This is a genomic window from Sorangium sp. So ce185 (assembly GCF_051526825.1).
GTDB lineage: Bacteria > Myxococcota_A > Polyangia > Polyangiales > Polyangiaceae > Sorangium > Sorangium cellulosum_D.
The window spans coordinates 11,096,494-11,122,023 of record NZ_CP150316.1; the positions used below are offsets into that span (position 1 = coordinate 11,096,494).

The window sequence follows — 25,530 nt, forward strand, 5'->3', positions numbered from 1 at the left end:
GGCCTGTCCAGGTGATCTGCCGAGATCGATCCTTGTCGGCCGGCACCGACGGAAACGGCAGCATCACGAGCCAGGACCCCGAAGGGCAGCGCCCTCTTCGCACCTCGCGCGAGCCGTGCCGGCGGCAGGCGAGGAGCCGGGCTCGGAGCAGCCCGATAGGCGCAGTATTCGCCGGACCGAGGCCGCTGTCAACGCACGTCAGAGGCTCGCGCCGATGCCCGCCCGGAGCCGGGCGGCCAGGGCAGGGGCCATCTCGGCCTCCTCGCCGCCCGCGCGTCGCTGCTTGAGGACGTACGTCTGTGCTCCCCCTTCGAGGTGGAGGTAAAGCCCTCGGACGAGGTCGACGGTGACGCCGGCGCCGGCGCCGAACGCGCCGGCGAGGCCGTGGCGGTCCGGGGCGTCCCCGCGCGTCTCGAACTGCTGCCTCATGACGGCGAGGCCGAGATCCACGCCGACGCCGACGGTGATCACGGGGAGGTCCCATGCGTGGGACAGGCGCACGTCCAGGCCGAGCTCGTCGTTGCGCGCCGTGAGGTGCTCGTTCTGGAATCCGCTGCGACACGCGCTGAGCCGGGACGCGATGCCGATGTGCTGGAGCTCGATGCCGTAGCCGAGGAAGCCGCCGTGACAGAGCGAGTCTCCCTCGACGAGGGGCGTCCTGAGCTGATAGCCGGCCACGGGCCCGTGCGCGACCTCGCGGACCCCGCCGCCCTTGCGCACGAGCCGCGCGAACATGACGCGGCTCAGCCGCTCGTCGCCCACGTCGACCGCCTGCCCGGCCTCGGCCTCGATCGCCCCTTCGAGGAGGAAATCGGGGCCTCGACCCCGCACGAAGTAACGGCCTGGCCGGAGGCTGATGGTCCGCGCCGCGTCGTTCGCCCCCACCTCGGCCGCCACCGCGCCCTCGCTGGCGTCTCGCATCACGAGGTACGACCTGCCGCGCGGGAACCGGAGCACGCTCCGCAGCGACGCGTGGACCGGCAGCTCCGTCAGGATGAGCTTGCCCTGCCCGCGGAAGTCGTAACGGAAGGTGGGGTGTTGCGCGCCGGCCCACGTGCGGCTCGTGGCGCGCAGGGTGCTCTCGTACGCGTGGCGGTACGCCTCCTCCAGGGATACGGCCCCGTCGCGATCCGCGTCGGCCGTCCCGAGCAGCCCCGAGACGAGCGCGTGGGTGAAGAACGACCCTTTGAGCTCATCGGACTCCTGGGCGTCCTCGTTTCCGGAGCTCGACGTGAGGGTCACCATCCCTTGCCCGGCGAGCCGCTGGTCGAGCTTGATGACGAACGGGGGCGCGCTCGTGCCGCCCTTGACGCGCGTCAGCGCCCCCGAGCGGCACGAGTCGACGATCAGCAGCCGCGCCGAGGCCGCCGAGCCGCGGACGAGCTGCTCGAACTCGGTCAGCGAGAGCGGCGTCGGCCCGAGGTGAAGGGCGTTCGCGTCGGCGTGTCCGGAGTAGTAGACGAGGTAGAGGACATCGGTGTCAGGGCTCGACACGGCCGCGCGGACGCGGTCGTTCATCGCGATGAGCGTGCGCCGCACGGTGTCCGCGCGCTCGCTCCGCAGGAGCACCAGGTTCGCCGGGGGGAAGCCGCCGAGGTCCTTGAGGACATCGACCATCTTCGCCGCGTCGTCCTCCGCGTAGCGGAGCTCCACCTCGCCCTTCTCCCCGGCGTTGTTGCCGATGAGCACCGCGAAGCGCTCGATACGGGCCTCGGCGGGGGCCGCCCAGGCGGCGGCGAGACCATACGCTGCGGCGGCGAGCCCCGCGAGGCGACCGAGGCTCACGGCGATCCCGCGACCTTCTCCGCCGTGAGCATGTCGACGTCGCAGCCCGGCGGGGCCGAGAGCGCGTCGGGGTTCGCCGCGAGCGCGGCCCGGAGCGGCTCGACCGCGATCGCCTCGGCGCAGAACACCCCGTAAATCCGCTCGGTGCCGAGCGTGCCGTCGAGCACGGTGCTCTGCGGCAGGGGCGCTTCCCGGCCAGGCTCGATCCGCGCGGCGAGCGGGCCGCTCGGGTAATACACGCTCACCTGCGACGCCCCGTCGACGCTCAGGATCGCGAGGTACCGCGCCTCGGCGCTCGTGGTCGTGAACTGGAGCGCGTCGCCGGGCAGGAGCCGCTCTCCCGCGCCGCCGGGCAGGACCTGCTCACCGCGCTTCACGTAGAAGCCGAGTCGCTCTCCTCCCTTGATGCGCTCTTTGGGGATCTCCACGTCTGCTCCCCGCGGCGCCGCGTTGAAGCGGAAGAAGAGGAGCACCGCCGCCGCGGCTGCGAGCGCGCTCGCCGCCGCGGGCGCCAGCCATCGGCGCCGCGGGCGCGCTTCGGCCACGGAGCGGCCCGCCGTGGCGCCTCGATCGAGCCGCAGGGGCGGCGCCGACGCCGCGAACGAGGCGCGCGCCGCCTCCATCTCGGAGAGCCGCGCCGAGCACCGCGAACAGCCTGCCACGTGCGCGCTCGCCTCCTGCGCCGCGGCCGCGTCGAGCTGGCCGGCCATGAGCTCGTCGAGCTTCAGCTCCGAGAGGCACCCTCCGGGTCGCGCTGGCGTCATGGACTCGAACTCCCTTCTCTCATCCGGTCGGAGAGCGCGGCCTTGAGCCGCTCCAGCAGATTGCCGACGTGCCGACGGGAACAACCCATCACGCGCGAAATCTCCTCGTGGGTCATCTCATCGGAGTAGTAGTGGACGGCGACCTGCGCGAGGTCGACCGGGAGCTGCGCGAGGAGCTCCCGCGTGAGGAGGACGTGCTCGGCGGACGCCGCCACGCTCTCCTGCTGCAGGGGCGCAACGTGGGTATCGAGGAGCCGCAGCCGGTTCTTGCGGTCGCGGATGCGGTTGAGGCAGGCGTGTGTGGTGGCGCCGTAGAGCCAGCCCACCATCGGGCCCTTGCCGTCGAGCTGCCCGGGCTCGCCGAGCAGGGAGGCGAAGACATCCTGAAGGATCTCCCGCGCCTCCTGCTCGCTCCCGAGGAGCCGCCGCGCCCGGCGCAGCACGAGGTGCCCGTGCTGCCGGTAAGCCGCCTCGATCAGCGACACCAGCGCCACACGATCGTCCACGTCCGGGCGTGTACCACGATCAGTGCCAGTCCGGATACTCCAAATCTTCCGACGGGGCCATCCGGACGGTGAGCGTCGCGTCCGCCCCTTCCGCGGAGGGGCGGACCTTGAGCTTCCCGTCATAGCCGATGCAGGCGTTGTGCTCCGCCTCCGTCGTCGCCACGGCGTCGCAGGCGTCGAAGGCCGCTTGCAGCTCCGCGTCCACCGCGCCTCCGGGCTCGCGGGGCCACACCTCCATGACGTGGTATCCGGCGGCGAGCCGCCCGCCGAAGAAATTCGACCACAAGCCACCTTCGGCCATTTCACCATCGACGTACACGATCACATGGTTCTCATCGACGCCGAGCGAGGTGCGCTCCCCGGCGGAGGCCTCGTCGAGCGCCGCTTCGACGGTGGCGATGCCGACCCTCGTGTTCTCGAAGATGAACTCGCTGAAATCGTTGAGCGCTCTCTCCGGCGGAGGCGCATGGATCGACAGCGTGAAGCTCGCGGGGAAGCTTCCAGTCGCCGACGCGCGGACGGGGATGATCCGGCTGCCGGAGTCCGTGTCGTCGGCGTTCCAGACCAGCACGGCCTCGACCGGCCCCTCCGGCGCGACGCCGAGCTCATTGACGATCGTGCCCTCGAGCGTCAGGAGCGCCTCGCCGGGATAATCGGAGCCCACCTGTGCGTCGCCGCACGCGGCGAGCAGGAGCGGAAGAGCGAACGAGAGGATCGAACGAAGCTGCATGACACTTCTCCTTGGCAAAAGGACAACGAGCGATGGTGAACGCGCGGGCCAGCCGTCCGCGAGAGGGCGATGCGCGCAACGCTGCCGTCGCCGCCGTGGGGCGGTCGTCGTCGCCGGAGCTCTCGTGGACCGATGGCGAGGCGCCCGCCGTCCCACGGCGCGGCACCCGGGAAGGAACCGGTTGTCGCTGGCCCCTTCAACCTGGGTAGACCGCAGGGGGCCCGGTTCGGGCACGGATCGATGTCGATTCTTGCCGTTTTGTTGTCGCTATATTTTTGCGGCCGAGCGCCGTGTGCGCCGGAGGGGGTCGCGATGCGCGCGTCCTCGGCGCTGCGGCGGTGAGCGGCGTGCGCCCCCCGCTCGCGGAGGGCAGGCGTCGAGCGCGCCCTCCGCGGCGGGGCCTCTCACCGCTCGCGGAGCGGCCTGCCGCCGCGCGCTCGCTCCTCGCCCACCGTGCGCCCGATGCAGTGCTTGAGGCCCGCCTGGAGGTCGGAGAGCGTCGTGATCTCGGCGAGGTCGAGCCCGAGCGAGACGACCGTCTGGGCGACGCTCGGCCGGATCCCGGTGATGATCCCCTCGGCGCCGAGGAGCCGGATCGCGCGGACGAGATCGACGAGGTAGCTCGCGGTCTTTGTGTCGACCGCCTCGACCCCGGTCAGGTCGAGGAGCGCGAAGCGGGCCTGGGTGCGCACGACGGCCTGGAGGAGGCTGTCCATCACCTCCGCGGTCCTCGCGCTGTCGACCACGCCGATCATCGGGAGCGCCAGCACGCCGTTCCACACCTGGAGGATGGGGGTCGAGAGCTGGCGGATGACCTGCTGCTGCCGCTCGATCAGCGCGAGCCGATCGCGGAGCTCCAGCTCCGCGCGCCGCGACTCGGTGAGATCGAGGGAGATGCCGACCACGGCGCCCACCTCACCGCGCTCGTCCTCGATCGGGACGAACCAGTTCTCGAGGGGTTTGCCGTTGGCTTCCGAGACGATGTGGAGCTGCTCCCCGCGGAGGGCGCGGCGCAGCCCCTCGGTCTCGTGCTCCTTGTAGACGTCGAAGACGCTCCGTCCGATGAGCTGGCCTGGCTTCACGCCTGTCCCCGAGAGGCCCTTGCCGTCCAGGTAGGTGAACACGCCGCGGCCATCGGAGGCCCAGACGATGATCTTGAGGTTGTCGACGAGGGCGCGGAGGATCGCCTGCTGCTCGACCTTTCGCCGGGACGCCTCGACCTCGGAGGTCACGTCGCGGCCGATGCACAGCACGCCGGCCGGCGCTCCGCCGGGATCGAGCACGCGGTGGTGAGCCCACGCGCACGCCACGTGGCTGCCGTCGCTCCGGGTGTGGCGCAGGCGCCGTTCCCCGCTGTCCTCGTCGAGCAGGCGCCGCCATACGCCCTCGTCCTCGGGCGTGGGGAGCAGCTCGGCGATGGGTCGGCTGACGGCTTCCTGCCTCGGGACGCCGAGCAGCCGCGCGGCGCTCTCGTTCCATTCCGTGATCGCGAGATCCAGGCCGTACTCGACCACCGCGAGCGGCGATCGGGCGAGCGTGTGCACGTGTTCCCTCATCGTCAGGAGCGCCGTCCGCCGGGCGCCGGCGGCTTCGCTGCGCGCCAGCGTAACCCTGGGCACCGTTGGCAGATCAAGCCCCGATGGAGGGCTGCGCGGGCGAGGAGACCACTTCTCGGCACGGCGCCCCCGCTCGTCCGACAACGTGCGCGGGGCGCGGCGCCGAGGGGGCCCGGCGCCGCGCGACGAGCAGCGGCGCCTCGCGCCTACGGGGTTTCGGAGCCAGGGACGAGCGTGGGAGGGGCAGAGCTCCCGAGGGCGGCCAGCGGCGTCGCTGCGCGTTCGAGGCCAGCGTCGATCGCCGCTGCCGCGGCGGGAGCCGTCGCGTTACGGCGAGCCGCCGCCGACCTCGGCAGAGCCAGCGTCGCCACCCGCGCCACCCGCGCCACTGGTCCCCGGCCAGGAGCCGCCCACGCCGACGGTCGAGTTCGCGAAGCCACCCGCGCCGCCGGCGCCCCCTTGGCCGTAGTAGTATTCGCTCGGGTCTTCGTAGACGTCGATGTTGATGTTCAGCTTGCCGTTGAGCCACAGCGCGCGGTCCCCGATGCCGAACTGATACTGAGCCCAGGTCGTCGACTGCGGCGAGACGTAGGTGTAGACCGTCTGCGACGACAGCAGCGTGGCCTCCACCTCCGTTGCGGTCCCGCCTTCGACCTTCTCGAAGCTCCAGCCCGGAAGCAGGGTGACGTTGTACGAGCCCTGCTCGAGATCGACGAGGATGGAGCTCGCGTCGGGATCTTCGTCCTCGCTATTGACCGTCAGGACAAGGTTGCCGGGATACGAGGCACCGCCGCCGCTGGTGACGACGCCCACGCCCGCGTTCTCGTCGTAGTAGTAGTAGTAGCCGCTCCGGATCTCGAACGTGGCATTGCGCAGCCGATACTGCGCTCCGGACGGCGCCTCCGCCGCGAGCGGCAAGCTGATCGAGCCGAACGCGTCGTCGTCATTGCCAGCCTGCGCGGTGCAACCGCCGAGCCCGGCCACGAGCGCCATGCCGGCCACCGCAAGCGCCCCAAATCCCCTGAACGTCTTCATCATTCTTCTAGCCTCCCAACAAGCTACCGCTCGGGACCAGCAGTCGCGTGTGCCGCGGTCTGCCGCGGTCCCGAGTACGGCCACTGGTAAGAGCAATTCGTGAACCAACCTGAAATCGCGGGATATCGGCACTCCCTTCGTGGGCCTGTGGCCAACATGGCTCAACTTGGCTCAGCCAGATTGTGCCAGCGCCGCGCGGGTCGCCCAACCCGGGTCGCCCAACCCGGGTCGCCGCGGGGTCACCCAACCCGGGTCGCCCAACCCGGGTCGCCACCGGGTAGCCCAGCCTGGCTCGCTAGCCCTCGCCCGCGCGCCCCCCACGTACCGTCAGCCGTACGCGCAGCGCCTCCACCACATGATCCCGCAGGGCAGCGGTCTTCTTCGCCAGGTGCCGGCCGCTCGGGAACACCAGGAACACGCCGCCCATCGGCGTCGTCCAGCGCGGGAGCACGCGGACGAGCGCTCCGTTGAGCACGTCCTGCTGCGCCAGGAACGCGGGGAGCAGGCCAATCCCGACGCCATGGCGCACCGCCTCGCGCACGAAGAACCCGTCGTCCGCGAGCAGCCGGACCCGGAGCCGCGCACGAGCGCGCGACGCCTCGTCGCGCCCAAACGGGCTCGTCCCCGCGAGCGCGACGCAGTCGTGCTCCGCGAGCTCGTCCAGCGTCCGCGGCGTCCCCCGCGCGGCCAGGTACGCAGGCGAGGCATAGAGCTGCATGTCCAGATCGCCCACCTTGCGCGCAACCAGCGTCGAGTCCCGGGGCTTCTTCCCGAGGAACCGAAACGCAGCGTCGTACCCCTCCTTCACAAGATCCACGGGCCGGCTCGACAGGTGCATCTCCACCGCGATGCGCGGGTAGCGACGGCAGAAGCCGGCGAGGATCTCCGCCAGCACCTCGGTCCCAAAGTCCGCCGTCGCGGTGAGGCGCAGCAAGCCCGACGGCTCGTCCGCGAGCTCCGGGAGGCCGTCGATCGCCTCCGTCAACGCCTTGAGCCGCGAGCCGAGCCGATCGATGAGTGCCTGCCCCGCCGTCGTGAGCGCCACGCTGCGCGTCGTCCGCTGCAAGAGCCGCACGCCGAGCGACGCCTCGAGCGACGCGATGCCCCGGCTGACCGTCGACTTGGGCACACCCAGCCGGCGCGCCGCCGCCGTAAAGCTCGCCGTCTCGGCGACCGCCGCGAAGACAGAGAGGTGGTTCAGGTCCATTGTTCCCATTTCGGAACATATTGACCAATATTTGCTCGTTGAACCAGATCCGAGACGGACCCAACATCCGCTCAACCTCTTCAACAAGGAGCCCTCACCGTGTCCCAGCCTCTCCTCGTTACCGGCGCCGGCGGCCAGCTCGGGCGGCGCGTCGTCGATCTCCTGCTCGCGCAGGGCGCGGGCCCCCTCATCGCCACGACCCGGCACCCGGAGGCGCTTGGCGAGCTCCGCGCACGCGGCGTCGAGGTGCGGCGCGCCGACTTCGACGCTCCCGCCTCGCTCGCGGAGGCGTTCGCCGGCGCGGCGCGGATGCTGCTCATCAGCACCGACGCGCTGGATCGACCCGGCCAGCGCATCGCGCAGCACCGGAGCGCGATCCAGGCCGCGGCGAAGGCGGGCGTGCGGCACGTGGTCTACACGTCGTTGACCAACCCCGGGCCGGGCTCGCCGATCACGATCGCGCCCGACCACCAGGCCACCGAGGACGCGCTCGCGGAGAGCGGGCTCGGCGCCACCGTCCTGCGCAACAATCTCTACGCCGACTTCCTCGTGGCCTCGCTGCGGCGCGCGCTCACGACGGGCCAGCTCGTCGCCGCGGCCGGCGACGGCAAGGCCGGCTACGTCACGCGCGAGGACTGCGCCCGCGCTGCGGCAGCGGCGCTGTCGGGCGATTTCGACGGCAAGCGCGTGCTCGACATCACCGGTCCCACCGCCGTCTCTCAGGGCGAGATCGCCCGCATCGCCTCGGAGCTCACGGGCAAGCCGATCGCCTACGTCCACGTCCCGCGCGAGGCGCTGGAGCAGGGCATGCAACAGGCCGGCGTGCCCGCCAAGGCAGCCACCCTGCTCGCCTCCTTCGACGAGGCGATCGCGCGCGGCACGCTGGATGTGGCCACGAACGCGGTAGAGGAGCTCACCGGAAGGCCCGCCGAGGACGTGCGGAGCTTCCTCGCCCGCCACAAGGCCGCCCTGCTCGCGCCGGTCGGGCCCTGATATCGCCGCCGATCTTGCGTCGGCCGGCCAACCTGGGGGGGGATCCTCAACCTGGGTGGGTCGCCGCCGTAGGGGGCTCCTCAACCTGGGTGGGGTCGCCGCAACCTCGGTCGGGTCACACCGGGAGCGCCCAACCTGGGTCGGGTCGGGGGCGGAGCGCCCAACCTGGGTCGGGTCGCCGCAACCTGCGGTGGAGCGCAACCTGGGTCGGGTCGCCAACCTGCGGGGCGGAGCGCAACCTGGGTCGGGTCGCCGCCGCAACCTGCGGCGGAGCGCAACCTGGGTCGGGTCGCCGCCGCCAACCTGGGTCAGGTCGCCGCCCCGCCGCCCAACCTGGGTCGGGTCGCCGCCGGGGTCGCGGCTGCGCGGCTGGGTCGGGTCGCGGCTTGCGCGGCGCGCGCTCGCCGGCAGTAGACAGGACAGCCGGATACCCAGCGTTCCTCTCGGCCATCCTGCGCTACACCGACAATCCCGAGGGCGGGGCGGCCACACCGGTTCACCCGGAGAAGGGCAGCGCCTCTATCGACGTCGTCGACTTCCACTATTACCCGATCTTCAGCCCGAAGAGCTCGGACGCGTCCATCGACGACCTCCTTGCATCGAAGGACGCTTTTGTCGCGGCGCTCGCCGGCGCCGGCGTGCGGGTGGAGGGGTGGAACGTCTAGGAGAGCGGCGCGCCGCTCGCGCCCACGCCGAAGTACCCCGAGGTGGGAAGCCCGGAGTATGCGCGCAACTACCTCATCAAGATGATGACGCTGGCGCAGGCACCGAACGTCGAGATCGCGACGCCATCGGGGTTCGATATCCACGCATGGGACGGCGCGGAGACATCATCCAACGCGCGCGACGGTAATGTAACGCTCGCTCTCTCTGGCAGCCCGGTGCTGCTGGTCGAGCGATGATCCGAGACTCTACCCAGGCGAGACCCGACCACCCGGGAAACCAGAAGCACGACCCGGGTTGACTGTGATCGCTGCCCCCGGACAACCGCTGAGTTCTACTCAATCAATATTAACCAACATTGTGGATGACAGCGTCGTGCGAATACTCTGCCGTCCGATCCGCCCCTCTCCGGACGGACGTCCTCTACGAGGATGCCAAAGCCGCCGCCCTCCTTGCCGTAGCGTCACGGCGCACCGCTCGATTTAGATCGCGAGCGCGACGTCCGCTACGCTGACACCGTGAAACGTGCGCATCCACCACGTCCCCGCAGGGAATAGGACGCTGCGCACGCCGGCACGCCACCTTTCGAGCGCCGCGCGGTACGACGCGCGAAACGTCCGCACAGCGGCGGAAGCGATTCGCCACGCGTCTTCCTGCCCTCGACCAACCGCGAAGGTCGGATTGCGAGCCCTCAGCGCCTCAAAGCTCGTAACGCGCTCGTACGGGGAGACTTCGCTGGCTCGCTCGGCGCCAAGGAAACGGTGGCCTTGTCCCTGAATCTCCGCATGTGCCTGCGCTTCCTGTCGCTCGATCTCGGCGGCGACCTGTTGACGAAAGCCGTCCGCGCGGTCCTGCTCAATGAGCGGCGGCAACGCGATCGGGAGCGTCGCTTCCTCGGGCCACTGCGGGTTTTCCGGATCGAGATATACCGAAGGACGCGCTGCGTGCAGCACACCGCAGCCGAGCTCACGCACATCCACCTTGGCGCCCGGCCACTCACGCGCATACCGGACGAGGCCAGCGGCCACGGGATTCGCGAGGACGTAAGCGATCTTCTCCACCAGCGCTGCGCGCGTCAGCAATTGCACTACGCTCGTCGCTTCGTGGTCCCAAACCGGCCCTTCCCACGTGCGGAGCACTTTTGTACCGAGCGCAACGATACGATGGAAGAATTGCAGGAACCGCGGCAGGACGCCCTTCGTGTCGGTCACGATGATGTGCAGGTGCGTTGACATCGCGCAGAACGCGTGCACCTCGATGCCGAAGCGGTGCGCTGAGACGGCGAGGGTGTAGACCAGAAGCTGGGTAATGGACGCGTCGGGGCGTAAGAGGAGGTGTCGGCGCAGAACGCGGCGGGTGATCATGTAGGTGGCGCCGGGAATGATCTCGCGGGGCTGGCTCATGGCCAGGACACACAACAAACTCCGTGCCGGGGGTCGCCGCGAATCTTTTCAACAACTTGGCGCACGCCATGGGTGGCGGCCGCCAGGCGGTCGGCCCTGATGGACGGCTCCCCTGCTATCCCGAGCTGGGTAGCATGGGGTTACTGCCAACCGATGCTACCCCCGCTACCTTGACCCAGGTTGCTTCGCAACGCTGAGGGCACAACCTGGGTCGGTCACCCCGCCGCACCGGTCGTCCCGGGCGCCCTTAACCTGGATCGGGCCATAGGTCGCCAACCTGGATCGGGCCATAGGTCGCCAACCTGGGTCGGGCCATAGGTCGCCAACCTGGGTCGGGTCGCAACCGCGCCAACCTGGGTCGGGTCGCAACCGCGCCAACCTGGGTCGGGTCGCACCGCACCGCGCCAACCTGGGTCGGGTCGCGCCGCGGCCTCCGCAGAGCGCGATGGCCGCGCCGTACGTCCCGCACGAGCCCGCTCGGCCACGCCCCCCCGCATGGTAGCGTCCTCTCATGGAGCTCCGCCTGCGCGGCCTCACCCACCTCGATCCGCTTGCGGTCCCCCTGCCCCACGGCACCGAGGTGACCACCCGCGTCGACCGCCTCCTCGGCGAGCGCCGCGTCCCGCAGGGCGCCGTCGGGCGCGTCGTCGCCTCGGCGGGCGCGGAGCTCGACGTCATGGTCGTCGGCGTCGGCGTCGTCCGCTATCGCCGCGACGAGCTCGTCCCGCGCAAGGCCGGACAGGTGCGGCACGCGGAGCGGCGCAGCGCCGCATGGGACGCGCTCCGGCCCGCCGTCGTCCTCGAGGCCGTCGTGGGGTCGCGCGCGTGGGGGCTCGCGCACGAGGGGTCCGACACCGACCGGCGCGGCGTCTTCGCCCTCCCCTTCCCCTGGACCACCGGCCTCGCCGAGCCGCCGCGGGACCTCGTGAGCGCCGACGGCAGCGCCTCGTACTGGGAGGTCGAGAAGGCCATCCGGCAGGCCCTGCGCGCCGATCCGAACACCCTCGAGCTGCTCTTCGTCCGCACCGCAGAGGCGCGCGACGAGATCGGCGCGTGGATCCTCGAGGCGCGCACCGCGTTCGTGTCGTCGGCCATCTACGGCAGCTTCGGCCGCTACGCGCTCTCGCAGCTCAAGCGGCTCTCGCAGGCGCACCGGCTCGCCGAGCACCGGGAGCGCGTGCTCGACTGGCTCGCGGACGACCCGTCGCTGTCGCTCGATGACGTCGCCCGGAAGCTCGCCGCCATCAGCCCGCGCGCCGCGCCCACCGAGGCCGACCGCGAGCTCCAGGCCAAGGAGCACATCAAGCAGCTCTACCGCTCGCTCCACGACCAGGGCCTCCTGCCCGCGCGCGACTTCGCCTCGCTCGCCGCCTTCGCCCGCGAGGGCCGGACCTCGCTCGACCTGTCCCGCGATCTCCGCCCCAAGAACGCCTACAACCTCGTGCGCCTCATCGCGACCGCCATCCGCTGGCTGCGCGACGGCGAGATCGACCTGGCCGTGCAGGGCGAGCTGCGCGCGACGCTCCTCGCCATCAAGGCCGGCGCCTGGCCGCTCGACCGGACGATCGCGCTCGCCGAGGCGATGACGCCCGAGCTGGAGGCCGCCCGGCTCGCGACGAAGCTGCCCCAGCACCCCGACGTGCCCCGCGCCGACGCGCTCCTCCGGCGCGTCCGCGAGGAGGTCGCGAGGCGCCACCTGACCGCGGCGCCGGGCCCGCTCGGCAAGGACGCGCCCCCCGCGCCCGTCGCCGTCTGGGACGACGGGGGTGCGGGCGTCGCGCGCGGCGCCGGCGAAGACGGCGAGGGCGACGGCGGCGACGAGAGAAAGGACGACGCATGAACACGCAGGTGCTCGAAGCACATCAGCAGGAGGTCGTGGCGCGCGTCATCGCCGAGGAGGAGGCGAAGCGGCCGCACCTCGTCATCGCCCTGAGCGGCGCGCACGCGTACGGCTTCCCCTCCCCGGACAGCGATGTCGACCTCAAGGCGGTGCACGTCGAGCCGACCGCGCGGCTGCTCGGCCTGCTCCGCGGCGGCGCGAGCCCCACGCGGATGGAGGTCATCGACGGCGTCGAGATCGACTACACGTCGAACGAGATCCACCCCGTGCTCCTCGGCGTGCTCCAGGGCAACGGCAACTACATCGAGCGGATCCTCGGCTCCCTCCAGCTCCACGTCGATCCGGATCTCGCCTCGCTCCGCCCGCTCGTCGCCGAGGCCCTCTCGCGGCGGATCTTCCGCCATTACGTCGGCTTCGCCACGAGCCAGCTCCGCGCCTGGGAGGCGGGCGGCCGCACGTCGGCGAAGCAGCTGCTCTACGTCCTCCGGACCGCGCTGACCGGCGCCCACGCGCTCCGGACAGGCAAGATCGTCACCGACGTGACCGCGCTGCTCGACCTCTACGGCTTCAGCGCCGCGCGCGAGCTGATCGAGGCCAAGCGGGCCGGCGAGAAGTCGACGCTCTCCGCCGAGGCCGCCGGCCGCTGGGCAGAGCAGATCTCCCGGGCCTTCACGACGCTGGAGGCAGCCCACGATCGCGCCGTGCTGCCGGAGGAGCCGCGCAACCAGGACGACCTCGACGACTGGCTGCTCACGCTGCGCAAGGCGCGGCTCTGAAGCGCAGAGGGAGCTTGAATCGGTGCACCTGCGGATGTGCACCTTGTGCGTCGCCTCGACATCGACATCGAGGGCGGGCCGAGGCGACGGGCGCGATGATCACCGCTGCGCCGCAGCCCCACGCGCTGTCCACGCCTCACCGCGGCAGCGAGCAGCCGTCCTCGCACGCCATGCGGCCGTCGCTGCACCGCTTCGCCGGCCCCTGCCCCTGGCACGTGATCGGGCACCCTCGTCCGGTAGCGGTGCACGACACCGCGCACGACCCCGTGCAGGTCACCTCGCACAGTCCGACCTGATTGCACCTCACCACGCTCCCGTCTCCGACGACGGGGACGCACTTGCCCGCGTTCTCGCAGGTATACGAGCACCCCGCGCCGCAGGTCGCCTGGCACGTCTCGACATGACGGCAGTCGACGGCGCAGGCATCCGCACACCGCGTGTCGCACGCCTTGCTGTGATCGCAGGAGGACCGGCAGTCGCCGGCGCAGCGGCTCTCGCAGACGTCGCGCTCGGAGCAGCTCGGCCTGCAGCCGGGCGCGTCGCCACAGGTGAGCTGGCAGCTCTTTGGCACGTTTCCCGGCGTGCCGGGCGCGCAGGTGCAGGGCACGCCCGGCTGGCAGCCGCCGGGGTCGGTCGCGCGCGCCAGGGAGCTCGCGGCGCGGGGGATGTCCTTGAGGGACACCGACGTCGGCGCGCCGCTGCCGGGAGCGTCGCCGGCGCCCTGGCCGCGCGAGCGCAGGAGCAGCAGCGCTGCCCCGAGGCCGACGAAGAAGAGGAGCACCGCCGCCCCGACCACGATGGCGAGCTGAGGCGGCGCAGCCGGCGCGCGCGGCCCTGGCGCGGCGCGCGCCCCCGCCGGCGGCTGGCTCGGCAGCGCCGCAGCCGGCACGGCCGGCGCCGCGATGGGCGCGGCCGGCGCCGCCGTGGCCGGCGGGATCGCGCCGGGCAGCGGCGCCCCGCTCGGCGGTCCGCCCGGCATGCCCCGGCCGTGCACGCGCGTGCGCGCCTCGCCCTCGGCCGCCCCCGCCGTCGCGAAGGGGGGATCCTCGCCCCGGCGCACGGCGCGCACGTCGGCGAGCATCGTTTGCGCGTTCGGGTAGCGCCGCTCGACCTGGAAGGCGAGCGCGCGGTCCACGACCCGCGCGACCCGCGGATCCACGCCGGGCGCCACGGTCGAGAGCGGCGGCGCCGGCGTCGTGCTCATCTTGATGAGGAGCTCTCCCTCGGTGAGCCCGTCCGCGTCGTGGAGCCGCCGGTTCGCGAGCAGCGTGAACATCGTCGCGCCCACCGCGTAGAGGTCGGCCCGCCCGTCCACGTCCCTCCCCAGGATCTGCTCCGGCGCCATGTAGCTCGTCGTGCCCAGCACCGCGCCCGTCCGCGTCTTCAGGCCGGCGCCGCCCTGCTTCATGCGCGCGATCCCGAAATCGAGCACCTTGAGCCGCCCGTCGCGCGTCACGAAGAGGTTGTCCGGCTTGATGTCCCGATGGACGATCCCGGCGTCGTGCGCGGCCCGGAGGACCTCGAGCAGCGTGTCCACGTGGGCGAGGATCTCGGGCAACGAGACGCTGCCGAGCCGCAACGCGCGCTCGCGCAGGCTCTCGCCCTCGAGCAGCTCCATCACCAGGAACGGCTCTCCCTGCTCGGTCACGTCGATGTCGAGGACCTGCACCGCGGCCGGGTGGCCGAGGCGCGTGGCGGCGAGCGCCTCCTGCTCGAAGCGGGCGCGGAGCTCGCGGGACACGGCGCCCTCCGGGTGCAGGATCTTGATGGCCACGCGGTGCCCCACGTGATGGGTGGCCGCGTAGACGGCCGCCATCCCGCCCGCCCCGATCAGCGCGTCGAGCCGCCACTTGCCGTGGAGGGTCGTCCCGACGCGGGCTCTCAGCCGCCGAGTCTCTTCCTCTTCCGCTTCCGACATCGGCGCCGAGCCTAGCACGGGCCGCCTCGCGGCCGGCTCGACCGCCACGCCGGGATGGCCCGGAGTCACTGGCCCTCTTCGCTCATCGACGCTCGCGCATCGCGGCCCGCTCCCCGATCGCGTGAGGCGCGCGCCCCGCTCTCCAGAGAGATCACCTCATGCGCGCTGCCGCCAGGGTGCTTGTCGTCACCTGCGCTCGGCGCGCGCTCCCGCGGAGGTGGCTCAGACCCGGCCGCCGCCGCCGGCGCGGCCGCGGCCCACGACGTCCCACGCCGCCGCGACCGCCTCTTCCGCGGTCGCGACCGACGCGATGCGATCCGAGCGCCGGTCGTCCACGCGCCCTCCGGCGAGCTGCCTCGCCCAGCCGCCGCTCGTCGCGAGCGCGAGCATCGGCTTGCCGAGCTGCCAGGCGACGGCGATCTCGCTCAGCGTGCCCGCGCCCCCGCCGACCGCCACGACGACGTCCGCCGCCGCGACGACCAGGATGTTGCGCCCGATCTGCATGCCGGTCGGGATGACGATGTCCACGTACGGGTTGGCCGCGGACGCCTCGTACCCGGGCAGGAGCCCCACGATGTCGCCGTCGCGCCAGGTCGTCGCCTCGCGCCCGCCGCGCGAGACGGCGGCCATCACGCCCCCGAGCCCGCCGGTCACCAGCCGGAACCCCGCCTCGACGGCGCGGCGACCGAGCTCGACGCACACGGCCTCGGTCGCCGCGTCCAGCGCCAGGCCGTTGCCGATCACCGCCATCACGGGGCGGCGCGGCACGTAGGGAGCGATGTCCCGCTTCGTGTCCTCGTCTTCCCGATCGTCGTCCATCACGGCTCCGCTCCGGCGCCCGGGGGACGACGCGTCACGTGGCGCTCGGCCCGGTCGCGAGGCGCATCCTGTCGCTTCCCGCGCAGCGTGGCAAGATCGCTCACCTCGGCGCGCCGGCCGCCTCGGTGACGCGCCCTACTGCTGGCCGGCGTAGAGGCCGTCCACGGCCTCGGCCCAGAGCTTGTTCATGGCGACGCACCCGGCGGCATCCGGGTGCACCTGATCTCTCAGCTGCTCGGGGTGGTCCTCGAACCACGCATACAGATCCGGCCCTGGGGGGAGGGCGTTTTCGGCCGTGAGCTCGTCGATCGCCTGGTTGAACGCGCCGAGCGCGTCGTGGTGGCCGTCGGGCGAGAACGGGATGCGCGCGAGCACCGGGACGCGGCCCGCCGCCTGGATCTTGTCGATGAGCTCCTGCAGGTTCGACTTGAAGGTGCTCGGGTCGGTCTGGTCCCAGGAGTCGTTGGTGCCGTAGCCGATGGCGAAGAAGTGGTAATCGGGGTTCATCTCCAGGACGTCATCGATGCGATCGAGCGCGCTGGGGCGGTCCGTGCTCTTCGTGAGCTCGCCCCCGATGCCGCCGTTGATCATCGCGGGGTAGTTGGGCTCGTGCGCTGCGTGCACGTTCTCCGCGAAGCTCGGCTGCGTGGCCGGCGTGTCGCGGTCGTAGGCGAACGCCGTGATGCTGTCGCCGAGGAAGAACCACGTGTCCTCCGCGCCGTTCGAGATGTCGTGCACGTCGATCTCGTCGAGCTGGACGCCGGTGTCGTCGGACGTCGCGGGGGCCGCGGTGACGACGAGCCGGACCCAGCTCTGGCCGCTGAAGTCGAAGCTGTGAGCGCGCGTGCGGACCGGGTTGTCGGTCACCTCGGCGACGCTCTTCCAGGTGCCGTCCGAGCCGTTCGTGGAGTCGCTCGACGTCTCCACGCGGTAGGCGCCCGGCGCCCCGTATTGCACGTCCGTGTAGTTGTAGTTGTACGAGGCGGTCCAGCTCAGGAGCAGCCGATCGTACCCGTCGCCGACCTGGATGGCGATCCAGGCCGGCGCGCCCGCGGTGGGCTTGCCCGCGATCCAGGTCCCCGCCGACTTGTACTTGCCGTCGTTGATGACCGACGCCGTTCCCCGCGAGGCGAAAGCGGGCTTGCCGCGCGAGATGATGGGGTTGGGCGTGATCCCCGACGCGGCGGGACCGCCGCCGCTGCCGCCGTCGCCGCCGCTGCCGCCGGTGCCGCCGCCACCGGTGCTCCCGGAGCCGCCGGTGCCGCCTCCGGCGCCGCCGCTTCCCTGGGCGGAGGTGCTCCCCGAGCTCCCGGAACTCGCGGACGCGCCCCCTGTGCCCCCGGAGCTCGCGGACGCGCCGCCGTCATCGTCCGAGCAGGCCGGCAGGAGCGCGACCGTCCCAAGCGCAAGAACCAGGAAGGCTGACCGTTGGAATGAACGCAAAGCCATCGAAGCTGACCTCCAGGGCCGGGCACTCTGGGGCATCGTGGCGCGACGATCAACAGCGGAGTCGACCTCCGCCATCAAGAAGATGAACCGGTAAAGCGTCACGGACTGGGAAACAGTGACGGAAGCCTCGACCCAGCGCCTGCAGGGCACAGTTGTCTACTGCACCGGTAAATATACAGAGACAACGTTCGCCGCGAGGGTCCGGATGGACAGATGAGCGGCGATGCGCGTTGGGTGGCGGGCGAGCCGGGAGTGCGCGGGGCGGCAGGCGAGCCGGGAGCGGGACGAGGAGCGAGCCTGCAGCGCAATCCCCTCCGGTGCCGGAACCGAAGGATCCGACAGCTGGCGGAGACCGGCGGCGCGTGCTCAGGCGCCGGTCGTGACGAGCAGCTCCCTGGCGTCACTGACGACCGCAGCCCGGCGGATCCAACGATCGAGCTCGGCGAGATCGGTGCTCGCGAGCACGCGCTCTCGCACCTCCGTGGGGACGTCGACGCCGCGGGACTCCAACACGGCGAGCACGGCCTGCGCCTTGGCCTCGATCTTTCCCTTCGCCACGTAGCTGCGCGCGAATTCACTCTGGAACACGTATCCGCTCTTCATCATCGCCTCCAACGTCCGCCTCGCCGCTTGGTTCATCGAGGATAGCACCAGATCTCCGTAGACAGCGCGGCGCTCCTCGTCGAGCCCGGCAGCCGCCGCCAGGAACGCCACGCCGATCGCCTCCCCCGCCCCGCTCTGCCCGTGCGCCATCGCCGAGAGCACGACCACCTCGGGCGCGGCCTTGGCCTGCTCGGCGTCGGTGACGACCGGGACGCCCTCAGGCCCGAGCACGAGCGGCCTCAGCGTCCAGCCAGGATGGCCCGTGTGGATGGGCCGCGAGCACCACCTCACCATCGCAGGATCGGTCGTCACGACCAGCAGCCGGGTCGGGCAGCGGTGCTGGGCCCGTGTCTGCGTCATGTACACCGGCCACACGTAGGGCTTGTTCGGATCCACGCCGAGCTGGACCTCGACGACGATCCCCAGCGCGGGCCGCTGCTGCGCTCCCACGAGCACGACGACGAGATCTGCACGGCGGTCCGAGGGAACGATCTCGGTCAGATCCGAGGACTCGACGCGCGCCTCCTGGAAGGTGGGGATCCGCTGGCCGAGCGCGCTTTGCAGCATCTCGGCAGCGAGCGTCGGCCGATTTTTGAACAGCTCTATCAGAGCTTCGTGGGTAATCGAGGGCATCGGTAGACTCTCGGGCAGTTACGATCATGGTGGTTGTTCAAGCGACGTGCCTGGCTCATGCAATGGCTCCCGCACGGGCCGAGCAGCCGCGTCCCACCCAGTCAATTCCGGGCACCCTCGTGGATCGGTCACGCCGTAAGGCTTCCGGTGCGCTGCGGAGCACGCCCCTGGGCTTGCAGCCACACCTCGATGCCGCGCGGGGATACGCGCCGCGTGCCCGGCGGGCCGGGGCGTGGGACGGGCGGGCGGGCCGTCGCCAGCCGGAGGCTGCACGGATCCACGGCTGCCGGCGCGCAGCCCTCCTGGCGCGAGGTTCCGTCGCAGCCAGAGGCGCCGTCAGCGCGCCCGCGCCGTCAGCGCGCCCGCGCCGTCAGCGCGCCCGCGCCGTCAGCGCGCCCGGAACGCGGCGCACGGATCTCCGTCGGACACGCGCGGCGTGAACCACACGAAATCGAACGGCAGCGTCGCCGTCGAGAACTGCGCGGCGTACCGGGTGGGCTCCTGCACGCCGCGCTGCACCTGCACGAACGCCAGGCTCAGCACCTCCGCTCCGGGCGCCTCGACCGATAGCCAGTACGGCACACCGCGGTCGCGCCGCGCGTGGCCCGCGCCGGCGATCAACACGGCGCCGCCGGCCTCCGCGCGCACCATGGCCTGCGCCAGCTGGGCGTCGCGCGCGCGTTGCGCGAGCGCCATCGTCGGGATCAGCCGCTCGGGCAGGTGCCCGCAGTGCGAGTCGCGGAGCTCCTGCTCCAGCGACGCCTGCTCGGCGGCCGGGAGCGGCTGCTCGAGCCGCAGCTCGGCCGCCCGCTCGGGCGAGATGCCCTGCAGGCCTTGCCGCGCGAGCGCCCGTGCCTCCTCCTGCGCCACGTTGCCGCCCACGATCGGCAACCCGAAGCCAAAGGCGACGTCGAAGATCGGCAGGTACTCCGAATAGGGCGGCCAGCTCGTCCTCTCCCAGCCGATCCACGCGCCGAAGCCGGCGGCCTCTCGCCGCGTCGCCGTGTAGCCCGCGATCGCCGGCTGCTGCTGCGCCTCCAGCATCTCGAACACCACCCGCGGGCGCCGCCCTCCGGCCGCCACCTGCTCCAGCACGCGCGCCTGGAGGCGATGGTGGTCCGGGTTGTCGTGCCGCTCGCCGAGCAACACGAACCGCGCGGCGGCGAGCCGCGGCGAGAGCGCGGCGACGTCGACGAACGCGCCCGCCTTCACGTCCCATAGCTTGCCGACGAGCGCGTGATCGCGATCGAGCGCCGACCGCCACGGCTCCGCGCCGCCCGGCGGCGCCTTCGCGGGCGCAGCGCCGCCGCTCGGCGCCGCCGGAGCGCGCGCGGGCGGCGAGGGCGAACAGGCGAGCAGCATCGCCGCGCAAGCGACGCCGGCGAGACGGCGCGCGCGCGGCAGCGGAGACCGTCGGGCGGCGTCGAGCGAGCACATCAGCTTCGGTGTCGGCATGGTCGTTCCGGTGGCCACGCCAGCGTAGCAGCTCGATCGCGCGCTTCCCCCTACCCGCCCTCCGCCACCACCTCGCTCCAGTCGATCTCGAACCGCGCCAGGTACTTCCGCAGCCGGTCCGCGTCGTTGACGCTCTTCTTCTTCGCCCGCGACGCCGCGAACAGCACCCGCCCCGCCTCCGACAGCGATCGCGCGCTCTTCAATACCCGCAGCACCTCGGCGAGCTGCACCCGGTCGAACGGGTCGAGCGCCGCCGCCCGCCGCGCGCCGAGCGCCGCGACCAAGAGGTCCTCCCCGCCCTCCCCCGCTCCCGCGCCGCCCGCCGCCGGCGCCCGCCGCCACGCCTCGGCCAGCCGCGCGATCTCCTCCTCCACGATCGGCAGCCCGATGCGCCCCCCGGGCGCGAGCGTCGCCATCCGCGTCACGGCCGCGTTGAAGTCGCGGAAGTTGCCGTGCCACAGCGCCTCCCGCGACGTCGCGAACCGGAGGAACCGCTCGCGCGCGTCGCGGCTCATCGTGATCCGCACGCCGAGCAGCCGCGCCGAGGCGTCGAGCTCGTAATCGAGGTTCGGCTCGATGTCCTCGACCCGATCCCGGAGCCCCGGCAGCCGGAAGGTCCACAGGTTGATCCGCGCCAGGAGATCCTCCCGGAAGCGCCCCGCCGCGACCTCCAGCGACAGATCGCGGTTCGTGCCGGCAAGGAGCTGGAACTCGCTCCGCACCTCGCGGTCCGAGCCGACCGGCAAGAACGCCTTCTCCTCGATCGCGCGCAGCAGCATCGCCTGCTCGTCCGCGCCGAGCTCGCCGATCTCGTCGAGGAACAGCACCCCCTCGTGCGCCTTGCGCAGCAGGCCCGGGCGGTCCTTGAGCGCGCCCGTGAACGCGCCCTTCGTGTGCCCGAACAGCGCCGACATCGCCCCGTCGCCGCGGATCGTCGCGCAGTTCAGATCCACGAAGTCGCCGCTCACCTGCCGGCGGCCCTTCTTGAGATCGTAGATCTTCCGCGCGAGCTGCGATTTGCCCGCCCCCGTCGGGCCCATGAGCAAGATCGGCGCGCGCGACGCGATCGCCACGTGCTCGATCCGCTCGATCAGCCGGTTGTACCCCGCGTTGCGCGTCTCGATACCGCTCTTCAAGAACGACACCGCCTCGCGCTGCTCCTTCTGGAAGCGCGAGGCGATGCGGTCGTACTTCGAGAGGTCGAGATCGATGATCGTGAACGACCCGGCCGCGAGCTCCGCCCGGTCGCGCTTCGGCGGCGACGTCTGGATGAGCCGGCCGGGCAAATAACGCGACTCGGTGAGCAGAAACAGGCAGATCTGCGCGACGTGCGTGCCCGTCGTGATGTGGATGAGGTACTCCTCCCGGTCCGGCGCGAACGGGTACGCCCGCGCGAAGTCGTGCAGCGCGCCGTACACCGCCTCGAAGTCCCACGGGTCGTCCAGCTCGAGCACGTGACCGCGGATGTCCGTCTCCGGCGAGACGTGCCGCACGTCGCCCATCACCGTCTCGGCCAGCCCGTCGAACCGGCGCTGGTAGAGCAGCTCGAACCGGTCGACGATCAGGTCCTCGTGCTGGCAGAGCGCCACGCTCGGACGCCACCGCGACCAGCGCTCCGGCGTCTTGCCGGTGTCCAGCGTCGGGCCGAGCATGCCGAGGACCACCGTGGATTTGCGCGTCATAGAAGCTTCTCTAGACGCTTTATACACCTAGATAAGCGCCGCGACCAGCGCCCTCCGATCGCCGGGATTTCGGGTGGCACGCGCCGTGCGATACGTGGACATCGGACATCGGACATCCGACATCGGACGTCGGACGTCGGAACACCGGACTGCCGAAACGCCTGAACCGAACGACCCAGGCGTGACCCAACATCACCGAACCCGGGGCGCGCGCCCGACGGCGCGCCCCCTTCCCGGAGATCCTGCCATGGAGCGAAGCTACAACGTCATCCCCACCGACTCGGGCGTCCCCATCAAGGCGTGGACCGTCGGCGTGCCGTTCGAGCCCGCCGCCGAGGCGCAGCTCAAGAACATCGCCGCGCTGCCGTTCATCCACAAGTGGATCGCCGTGATGCCCGACGCCCACCAGGGCATCGGCGCGACGGTGGGGAGCGTCGTCGCGACGCACGGCGCGGTCATCCCGGCGGCCGTCGGCGTCGACATCGGCTGCGGGATGATGGCGGCGCGCACGAGCCTCCGCGCGTCGGACCTGCCGGACTCGCTGCGCGCGCTCCGGACCGCCATCGAGGAGGCGGTGCCGCACGGCCGCACCGACAACGGCGGGAAGAACGACCGCGGCGCGTGGCGCTCGCCCCCGCCGGCTCAGCTCGAGGCGTGGGCCGCGCTCGAGCCGCGGTACCGGCAGATCGTCGAGAAGCACCCGCGCCTCGGGCGCGGCTCGGCCATCGAGCACCTCGGCACGCTCGGCACCGGCAACCACTTCATCGAGCTCTGCCTCGACGAGGACGACCGCGTCTGGGTGATGCTGCACAGCGGATCGCGCGGGGTCGGCAACCGCGTCGGGAGCTACTTCATCGAGCTCGCCAAGCAGGAGATGAGGCGCTTCTTCGTGAACCTGCCCGACGCGAACCTCGCCTACCTGCCGGAGGGGACGAGGCACTACCACGACTACATGCAGGCGGTGTCGTGGGCGCAGGACTTCGCGGCCGTGAACCGGGAGCTGATGATGGCGCAGGTGGTGGGCGCGCTCCGCGCGTCGGGCGAGCTGCCGCCGTTCGACGCGGCCGTCGAGGCGGTGAACTGCCACCACAACTACGTGGCGCGCGAGCACCACTACGGAAAGGACGTCCTCGTGACGCGCAAGGGCGCCGTGCGCGCGCGGGCGGGCGATCTCGGGATCATCCCGGGCAGCATGGGCGCGCGCTCGTTCATCGTCCGCGGGCTCGGCAACCCGGAGAGCTTCTGCAGCTCGAGCCACGGCGCCGGCCGCGTGATGTCGCGGACCGAGGCGCGCCGCCGCTTCAGCGTCGCCGAGCACGAGGCCGCGACCGCCGGCGTCGAGTGCCGCAAGGACGAGGCCGTGATCGACGAGACGCCGGCCGCGTACAAGCCGATCGACGACGTGATGCGGGCGCAGCGCGACCTCGTCGAGATCGTGCACACCCTGCGGCAGGTCGTGTGCGTGAAGGGGTGAGCCGCGGCCCGGGGTCGTGGTATCGGTCGTCCAGGGAGAGTCGACTGCCATGCTGACCATCGATGGATCCGTCGGAGAGGGAGGGGGCCAGATCCTCCGCACGACGCTCTGCCTCTCGCTGATCACGCAGACGCCCGTCCGGATCACCTCGATCCGCAAGGGCCGCGCGCGCCCCGGCCTGATGCGGCAGCACCTCACCTCGGTCCAGGCCGCCGCCCAGGTCGGCCGCGCCGAGGTGTCGGGCGCCGCGCTCGGCTCGCAGGAGATCGTCTTCCGGCCGACGGCGATCGTGCCCGGCGAGCACACGTTCCGGGTCGGCAGCGCGGGGAGCACGACGCTCGTGCTGCAGACCGTCCTGCCGGCGCTGCTCCGCGCGCCCGCGCCGTCGACGCTCACGCTCGAGGGCGGCACGCACAACCCCATGGCGCCGCCGTTCGATTTCCTGGACCTCGCCTACCTGCCGCTCGTGCGGCGGATGGGGCCGGACGTCACCGCCACGCTGGTGACGCCCGGCTTCTATCCCGCGGGCGGCGGGCTCGCCCGCGTCTCGATCGCGCCCTCGCCCGCGCTCGCTCCTCTCGAGCTGCTCTCGCGCGGGGAGATCCGCGGCCGGAGGGCGGTGGCGACGGTGTCGAACCTCCCGAGCTCCGTCGCGATGCGCGAGCTCGACGCGGCGGCGGCGGTGCTCGGCTGGGAGCCGGCCTGCTTCAAGCCGAACGTGCTGACGGGCGGCCACGGCCCGGGCAACGTGATCACGATCGCTGTCGAGAGCGAGCACGTGACCGAGGTCTTCACCGGGTTCGGCGAGAAGGGGGTTCGCGCGGAGTCGGTCGCCGCGAAGGCCGCCGAGGAGGCGCGCGATTACCTCGCGGCGGGGGTGCCGGTGGGCGAGCACCTGGCCGATCAGCTGCTCTTGCCCATCGCCCTCGCGGGGCGCGGCGCCTTCCGGACCGTCCGCCCCTCGTCGCACACGACGACCCACCTCGAGCTGCTGCGCGATCTCCTCGGCATCCGCGCGTCGGTGGAGCAGGTCTCCGAGCATGCGTGGCAAATCGAGATCGGGCGTTGAGCGCCGGGCGGCTCGACAGACGACATCGGTCGCCGCAGCGAGGTTCGCCGTCTCCAGGCGCAGGCTGGGAACTCACCACCAGACAGCCATGAAGCTGCTCGGCGCCCCCGGGCGCGATTGACGGCGGCGTCCCGGTCGTGCCACATCACGGCGGGCGCGCGGCGCGCTCGTCGCGGGCTCCTCTGCGGCGGGAGGGCGCGCGCCCCGGACGGCAGCGACGCGGAAGGCGAGACAATGGCGAAGCGCGACTACCTCAAGATCACGGACATGACCCTGGCCGAAGCGCACCGCGTGCTCAGGCTCGCCGCGCGCCTGAAGGAGGAGCCGAAGGGGCGCCGCGCGACGCTGCTCGCCGGCAGGTCGGTCGCGGTCGTGCTGGAGAAGGCGAGCACCCGCACGCGCGTGTCGTTCGAGGTCGGGATCGCGCAGCTCGGCGCCCAGCCGGTCGTGCTGAGCACCCAGGGCAGCCAGCTCGCGCGCGGCGAGCCGATCCGCGACACGGCCCGCGTGCTCGCCCGGTACTGCGACGCGATCGCGTTCCGCACGTCGTCGACCGCGCGCCTGCTCGAGATGGCCGAGGCGAGCGTGCCGGTGATCAACGCGCTCTCGGACGACGGGCACCCGGTGCAGGTGCTCAGCGACATCTTCACGATCGAGGAGGCGCTCGCGGCGGGCGGGGACAGGACCGGCATCGCCGGCCGGCGCATCGCGTTCCTCGGCGACTGCTCGAGCAACATGGCGCGCTCGTGGCTCGAGGCGGCGCCGCTCTTCGACTTCCACCTCGTGCTCGCCGGGCCCGAGGGGTACATGCCGCCGGCGGACGAGGTCGCGCGGGCGCGGGCGACAGGCCACGTCACCCTCGTGAACGACCCGCGCGAGGGCGCGGCGGGGGCAGACGTGGTGAACACCGATGTGTGGGCGAGCATGGGCCAGGAGGGCGAGGCGGAGCGGCGCCGCGCCGCGTTCGCCGGCTGGACGGTGGACGCCGGGGTGATGGGCAAGGCCGCGCCGCACGCGGTCGTGCTCCACTGCCTGCCGGCGCACCGGGGCGAGGAGATCGACGACGAGACGCTGGAGGGGCCGCGCTCGCGCGTGTGGGACCAGGCCGAGAACCGGCTGCACGTGCAGAAGGCGCTGATGCTCTGGCTGCTCGGCGTCGAGCTGGCCTGA

At 72.0% G+C, this 25,530-nt stretch carries 22 protein-coding genes; 8 read left to right on the forward strand and 14 right to left on the reverse strand.

The genetic code is table 11. From position 1 onward, the window contains the following. Nucleotides 1-198: 198 nt before the first annotated feature. From WMF26_RS40915 to WMF26_RS40945, 7 genes are all read right to left on the reverse strand, one after another. Nucleotides 199-1,785: a caspase family protein gene (locus WMF26_RS40915; protein ID WP_437997160.1), complete on the reverse strand. Its 1,587-nt coding sequence runs from the start codon at nt 1,783-1,785 to the stop codon at nt 199-201. Next, nucleotides 1,782-2,549: a DUF4384 domain-containing protein gene (locus tag WMF26_RS40920; RefSeq protein WP_437997161.1), complete on the reverse strand. Its 768-nt coding sequence runs from the start codon at nt 2,547-2,549 to the stop codon at nt 1,782-1,784. The genes WMF26_RS40915 and WMF26_RS40920 overlap by 4 nt, the downstream gene beginning before the upstream one ends. Beyond that, nucleotides 2,546-3,055 (reverse strand): RNA polymerase sigma factor, encoded by a 510-nt coding sequence (locus WMF26_RS40925; RefSeq protein ID WP_437997162.1) that lies wholly within the window; start codon nt 3,053-3,055, stop codon nt 2,546-2,548. Before WMF26_RS40925 ends, WMF26_RS40920 begins: the two co-directional genes overlap by 4 nt. Before the next feature lie 19 nt (nt 3,056-3,074). Further along, on the reverse strand, nt 3,075-3,785 hold the full coding sequence (locus WMF26_RS40930; RefSeq protein ID WP_437997163.1) for a hypothetical protein: 711 nt from the start codon (nt 3,783-3,785) through the stop codon (nt 3,075-3,077). A gap of 404 nt (nt 3,786-4,189) precedes the next feature. Then, entirely contained in the window at nt 4,190-5,329 is a 1,140-nt protein-coding gene (locus WMF26_RS40935; RefSeq protein ID WP_437997164.1) for a PAS domain-containing protein, read from the reverse strand. A 339-nt stretch (nt 5,330-5,668) separates the two neighbouring features. Beyond that, on the reverse strand, nt 5,669-6,379 hold the full coding sequence (locus WMF26_RS40940; RefSeq protein ID WP_437997165.1) for a hypothetical protein: 711 nt from the start codon (nt 6,377-6,379) through the stop codon (nt 5,669-5,671). Between the two features lie 292 nt (nt 6,380-6,671). Then, entirely contained in the window at nt 6,672-7,592 is a 921-nt protein-coding gene (locus WMF26_RS40945; protein ID WP_437997166.1) for a LysR substrate-binding domain-containing protein, read from the reverse strand. 90 nt (nt 7,593-7,682) lie between these two features. Between WMF26_RS40945 and WMF26_RS40950 the strand changes: the two genes are divergently transcribed. The 3 genes from WMF26_RS40950 to WMF26_RS40960 all read left to right on the forward strand — a co-directional run bounded on the left by WMF26_RS40950 (nt 7,683) and on the right by WMF26_RS40960 (nt 9,478). After that, the gene (locus WMF26_RS40950; protein WP_437997167.1) at nt 7,683-8,576 is read left to right on the forward strand and encodes an SDR family oxidoreductase; all 894 of its coding nucleotides are present in this window, start codon (nt 7,683-7,685) and stop codon (nt 8,574-8,576) included. A gap of 386 nt (nt 8,577-8,962) precedes the next feature. After that, entirely contained in the window at nt 8,963-9,241 is a 279-nt protein-coding gene (locus WMF26_RS40955) for a hypothetical protein (RefSeq protein ID WP_437997168.1), read from the forward strand. Nucleotides 9,242-9,283: 42 nt separating this feature from the next. After that, nucleotides 9,284-9,478, forward strand: coding sequence for a hypothetical protein (locus WMF26_RS40960; protein WP_437997169.1), 195 nt, complete (start codon nt 9,284-9,286; stop codon nt 9,476-9,478). Between the two features lie 243 nt (nt 9,479-9,721). Here the strand turns inward: WMF26_RS40960 and WMF26_RS40965 are convergent, their stop codons facing one another. Next, entirely contained in the window at nt 9,722-10,642 is a 921-nt protein-coding gene (locus tag WMF26_RS40965) for a transposase (RefSeq protein WP_437997170.1), read from the reverse strand. A 511-nt stretch (nt 10,643-11,153) separates the two neighbouring features. Between WMF26_RS40965 and WMF26_RS40970 the strand changes: the two genes are divergently transcribed. Further along, a complete protein-coding gene (locus WMF26_RS40970) occupies nt 11,154-12,482 on the forward strand; it encodes a DNA polymerase beta superfamily protein (protein WP_437997171.1) in 1,329 nt (442 codons plus the stop codon). Further along, nucleotides 12,479-13,258: a nucleotidyltransferase domain-containing protein gene (locus tag WMF26_RS40975; protein WP_437997172.1), complete on the forward strand. Its 780-nt coding sequence runs from the start codon at nt 12,479-12,481 to the stop codon at nt 13,256-13,258. The genes WMF26_RS40970 and WMF26_RS40975 overlap by 4 nt, the downstream gene beginning before the upstream one ends. Nucleotides 13,259-13,394: 136 nt before the next feature. On the opposite strand, the gene WMF26_RS40980 is transcribed toward WMF26_RS40975, so the two are convergent. The 6 genes from WMF26_RS40980 to rtcR all read right to left on the reverse strand — a co-directional run bounded on the left by WMF26_RS40980 (nt 13,395) and on the right by rtcR (nt 21,817). Continuing rightward, the gene (locus WMF26_RS40980; protein ID WP_437997173.1) at nt 13,395-15,176 is read right to left on the reverse strand and encodes a serine/threonine protein kinase; all 1,782 of its coding nucleotides are present in this window, start codon (nt 15,174-15,176) and stop codon (nt 13,395-13,397) included. A gap of 222 nt (nt 15,177-15,398) precedes the next feature. Next, nucleotides 15,399-15,995 carry a TIGR00725 family protein gene (locus WMF26_RS40985; protein ID WP_437997174.1) on the reverse strand — a complete coding sequence of 199 codons (597 nt, stop codon included), beginning with the start codon at nt 15,993-15,995 and terminating at the stop codon, nt 15,399-15,401. Nucleotides 15,996-16,130: 135 nt separating this feature from the next. Beyond that, a complete protein-coding gene (locus WMF26_RS40990) occupies nt 16,131-17,444 on the reverse strand; it encodes a GDSL-type esterase/lipase family protein (protein WP_437997175.1) in 1,314 nt (437 codons plus the stop codon). Nucleotides 17,445-17,810: 366 nt separating this feature from the next. Continuing rightward, nucleotides 17,811-18,614, reverse strand: coding sequence for a hypothetical protein (locus tag WMF26_RS40995; protein ID WP_437997176.1), 804 nt, complete (start codon nt 18,612-18,614; stop codon nt 17,811-17,813). A 453-nt stretch (nt 18,615-19,067) separates the two neighbouring features. Then, nucleotides 19,068-20,135, reverse strand: a complete 1,068-nt coding sequence (locus WMF26_RS41000; RefSeq protein WP_437997177.1) for a ChaN family lipoprotein — start codon at nt 20,133-20,135, stop codon at nt 19,068-19,070. Between the two features lie 50 nt (nt 20,136-20,185). Next, on the reverse strand, nt 20,186-21,817 hold the full coding sequence (gene rtcR / locus WMF26_RS41005; protein WP_437997178.1) for an RNA repair transcriptional activator RtcR: 1,632 nt from the start codon (nt 21,815-21,817) through the stop codon (nt 20,186-20,188). A 247-nt stretch (nt 21,818-22,064) separates the two neighbouring features. Here rtcR and WMF26_RS41010 point away from each other — a divergent pair, with 247 nt between their 5' ends. From WMF26_RS41010 to argF, 3 genes are all read left to right on the forward strand, one after another. Continuing rightward, entirely contained in the window at nt 22,065-23,291 is a 1,227-nt protein-coding gene (locus WMF26_RS41010; protein ID WP_437951569.1) for an RtcB family protein, read from the forward strand. A 49-nt stretch (nt 23,292-23,340) separates the two neighbouring features. Further along, nucleotides 23,341-24,360 carry an RNA 3'-terminal phosphate cyclase gene (rtcA, locus tag WMF26_RS41015; protein WP_437997179.1) on the forward strand — a complete coding sequence of 340 codons (1,020 nt, stop codon included), beginning with the start codon at nt 23,341-23,343 and terminating at the stop codon, nt 24,358-24,360. Between the two features lie 234 nt (nt 24,361-24,594). Then, nucleotides 24,595-25,530 carry an ornithine carbamoyltransferase gene (argF, locus tag WMF26_RS41020; RefSeq protein WP_437997180.1) on the forward strand — a complete coding sequence of 312 codons (936 nt, stop codon included), beginning with the start codon at nt 24,595-24,597 and terminating at the stop codon, nt 25,528-25,530.

Excerpts from the sequence above, each read along its gene's own strand:
- WMF26_RS40980 (WP_437997173.1), bottom strand. The coding sequence starts at position 15,176 with ATGTCGGAAGCGGAAGAGGAAGAGACTCGGCGGCTGAGAGCCCGCGTC.
- WMF26_RS40945 (WP_437997166.1), bottom strand. The coding sequence starts at position 7,592 with ATGGGAACAATGGACCTGAACCACCTCTCTGTCTTCGCGGCGGTCGCC.
- WMF26_RS40990 (WP_437997175.1), bottom strand. The coding sequence starts at position 17,444 with ATGGCTTTGCGTTCATTCCAACGGTCAGCCTTCCTGGTTCTTGCGCTT.
- WMF26_RS40970 (WP_437997171.1), top strand. The coding sequence starts at position 11,154 with ATGGAGCTCCGCCTGCGCGGCCTCACCCACCTCGATCCGCTTGCGGTC.
- argF (WP_437997180.1), top strand. The coding sequence starts at position 24,595 with ATGGCGAAGCGCGACTACCTCAAGATCACGGACATGACCCTGGCCGAA.
- WMF26_RS40965 (WP_437997170.1), bottom strand. The coding sequence starts at position 10,642 with ATGAGCCAGCCCCGCGAGATCATTCCCGGCGCCACCTACATGATCACC.
- WMF26_RS41000 (WP_437997177.1), bottom strand. The coding sequence starts at position 20,135 with ATGCCGACACCGAAGCTGATGTGCTCGCTCGACGCCGCCCGACGGTCT.
- WMF26_RS40920 (WP_437997161.1), bottom strand. The coding sequence starts at position 2,549 with ATGACGCCAGCGCGACCCGGAGGGTGCCTCTCGGAGCTGAAGCTCGAC.
- WMF26_RS40940 (WP_437997165.1), bottom strand. The coding sequence starts at position 6,379 with ATGATGAAGACGTTCAGGGGATTTGGGGCGCTTGCGGTGGCCGGCATG.
- WMF26_RS40930 (WP_437997163.1), bottom strand. The coding sequence starts at position 3,785 with ATGCAGCTTCGTTCGATCCTCTCGTTCGCTCTTCCGCTCCTGCTCGCC.
- rtcA (WP_437997179.1), top strand. The coding sequence starts at position 23,341 with ATGCTGACCATCGATGGATCCGTCGGAGAGGGAGGGGGCCAGATCCTC.
- WMF26_RS41010 (WP_437951569.1), top strand. The coding sequence starts at position 22,065 with ATGGAGCGAAGCTACAACGTCATCCCCACCGACTCGGGCGTCCCCATC.
- WMF26_RS40975 (WP_437997172.1), top strand. The coding sequence starts at position 12,479 with ATGAACACGCAGGTGCTCGAAGCACATCAGCAGGAGGTCGTGGCGCGC.
- rtcR (WP_437997178.1), bottom strand. The coding sequence starts at position 21,817 with ATGACGCGCAAATCCACGGTGGTCCTCGGCATGCTCGGCCCGACGCTG.
- WMF26_RS40985 (WP_437997174.1), bottom strand. The coding sequence starts at position 15,995 with ATGGACGACGATCGGGAAGACGAGGACACGAAGCGGGACATCGCTCCC.
- WMF26_RS40995 (WP_437997176.1), bottom strand. The coding sequence starts at position 18,614 with ATGCTGCAAAGCGCGCTCGGCCAGCGGATCCCCACCTTCCAGGAGGCG.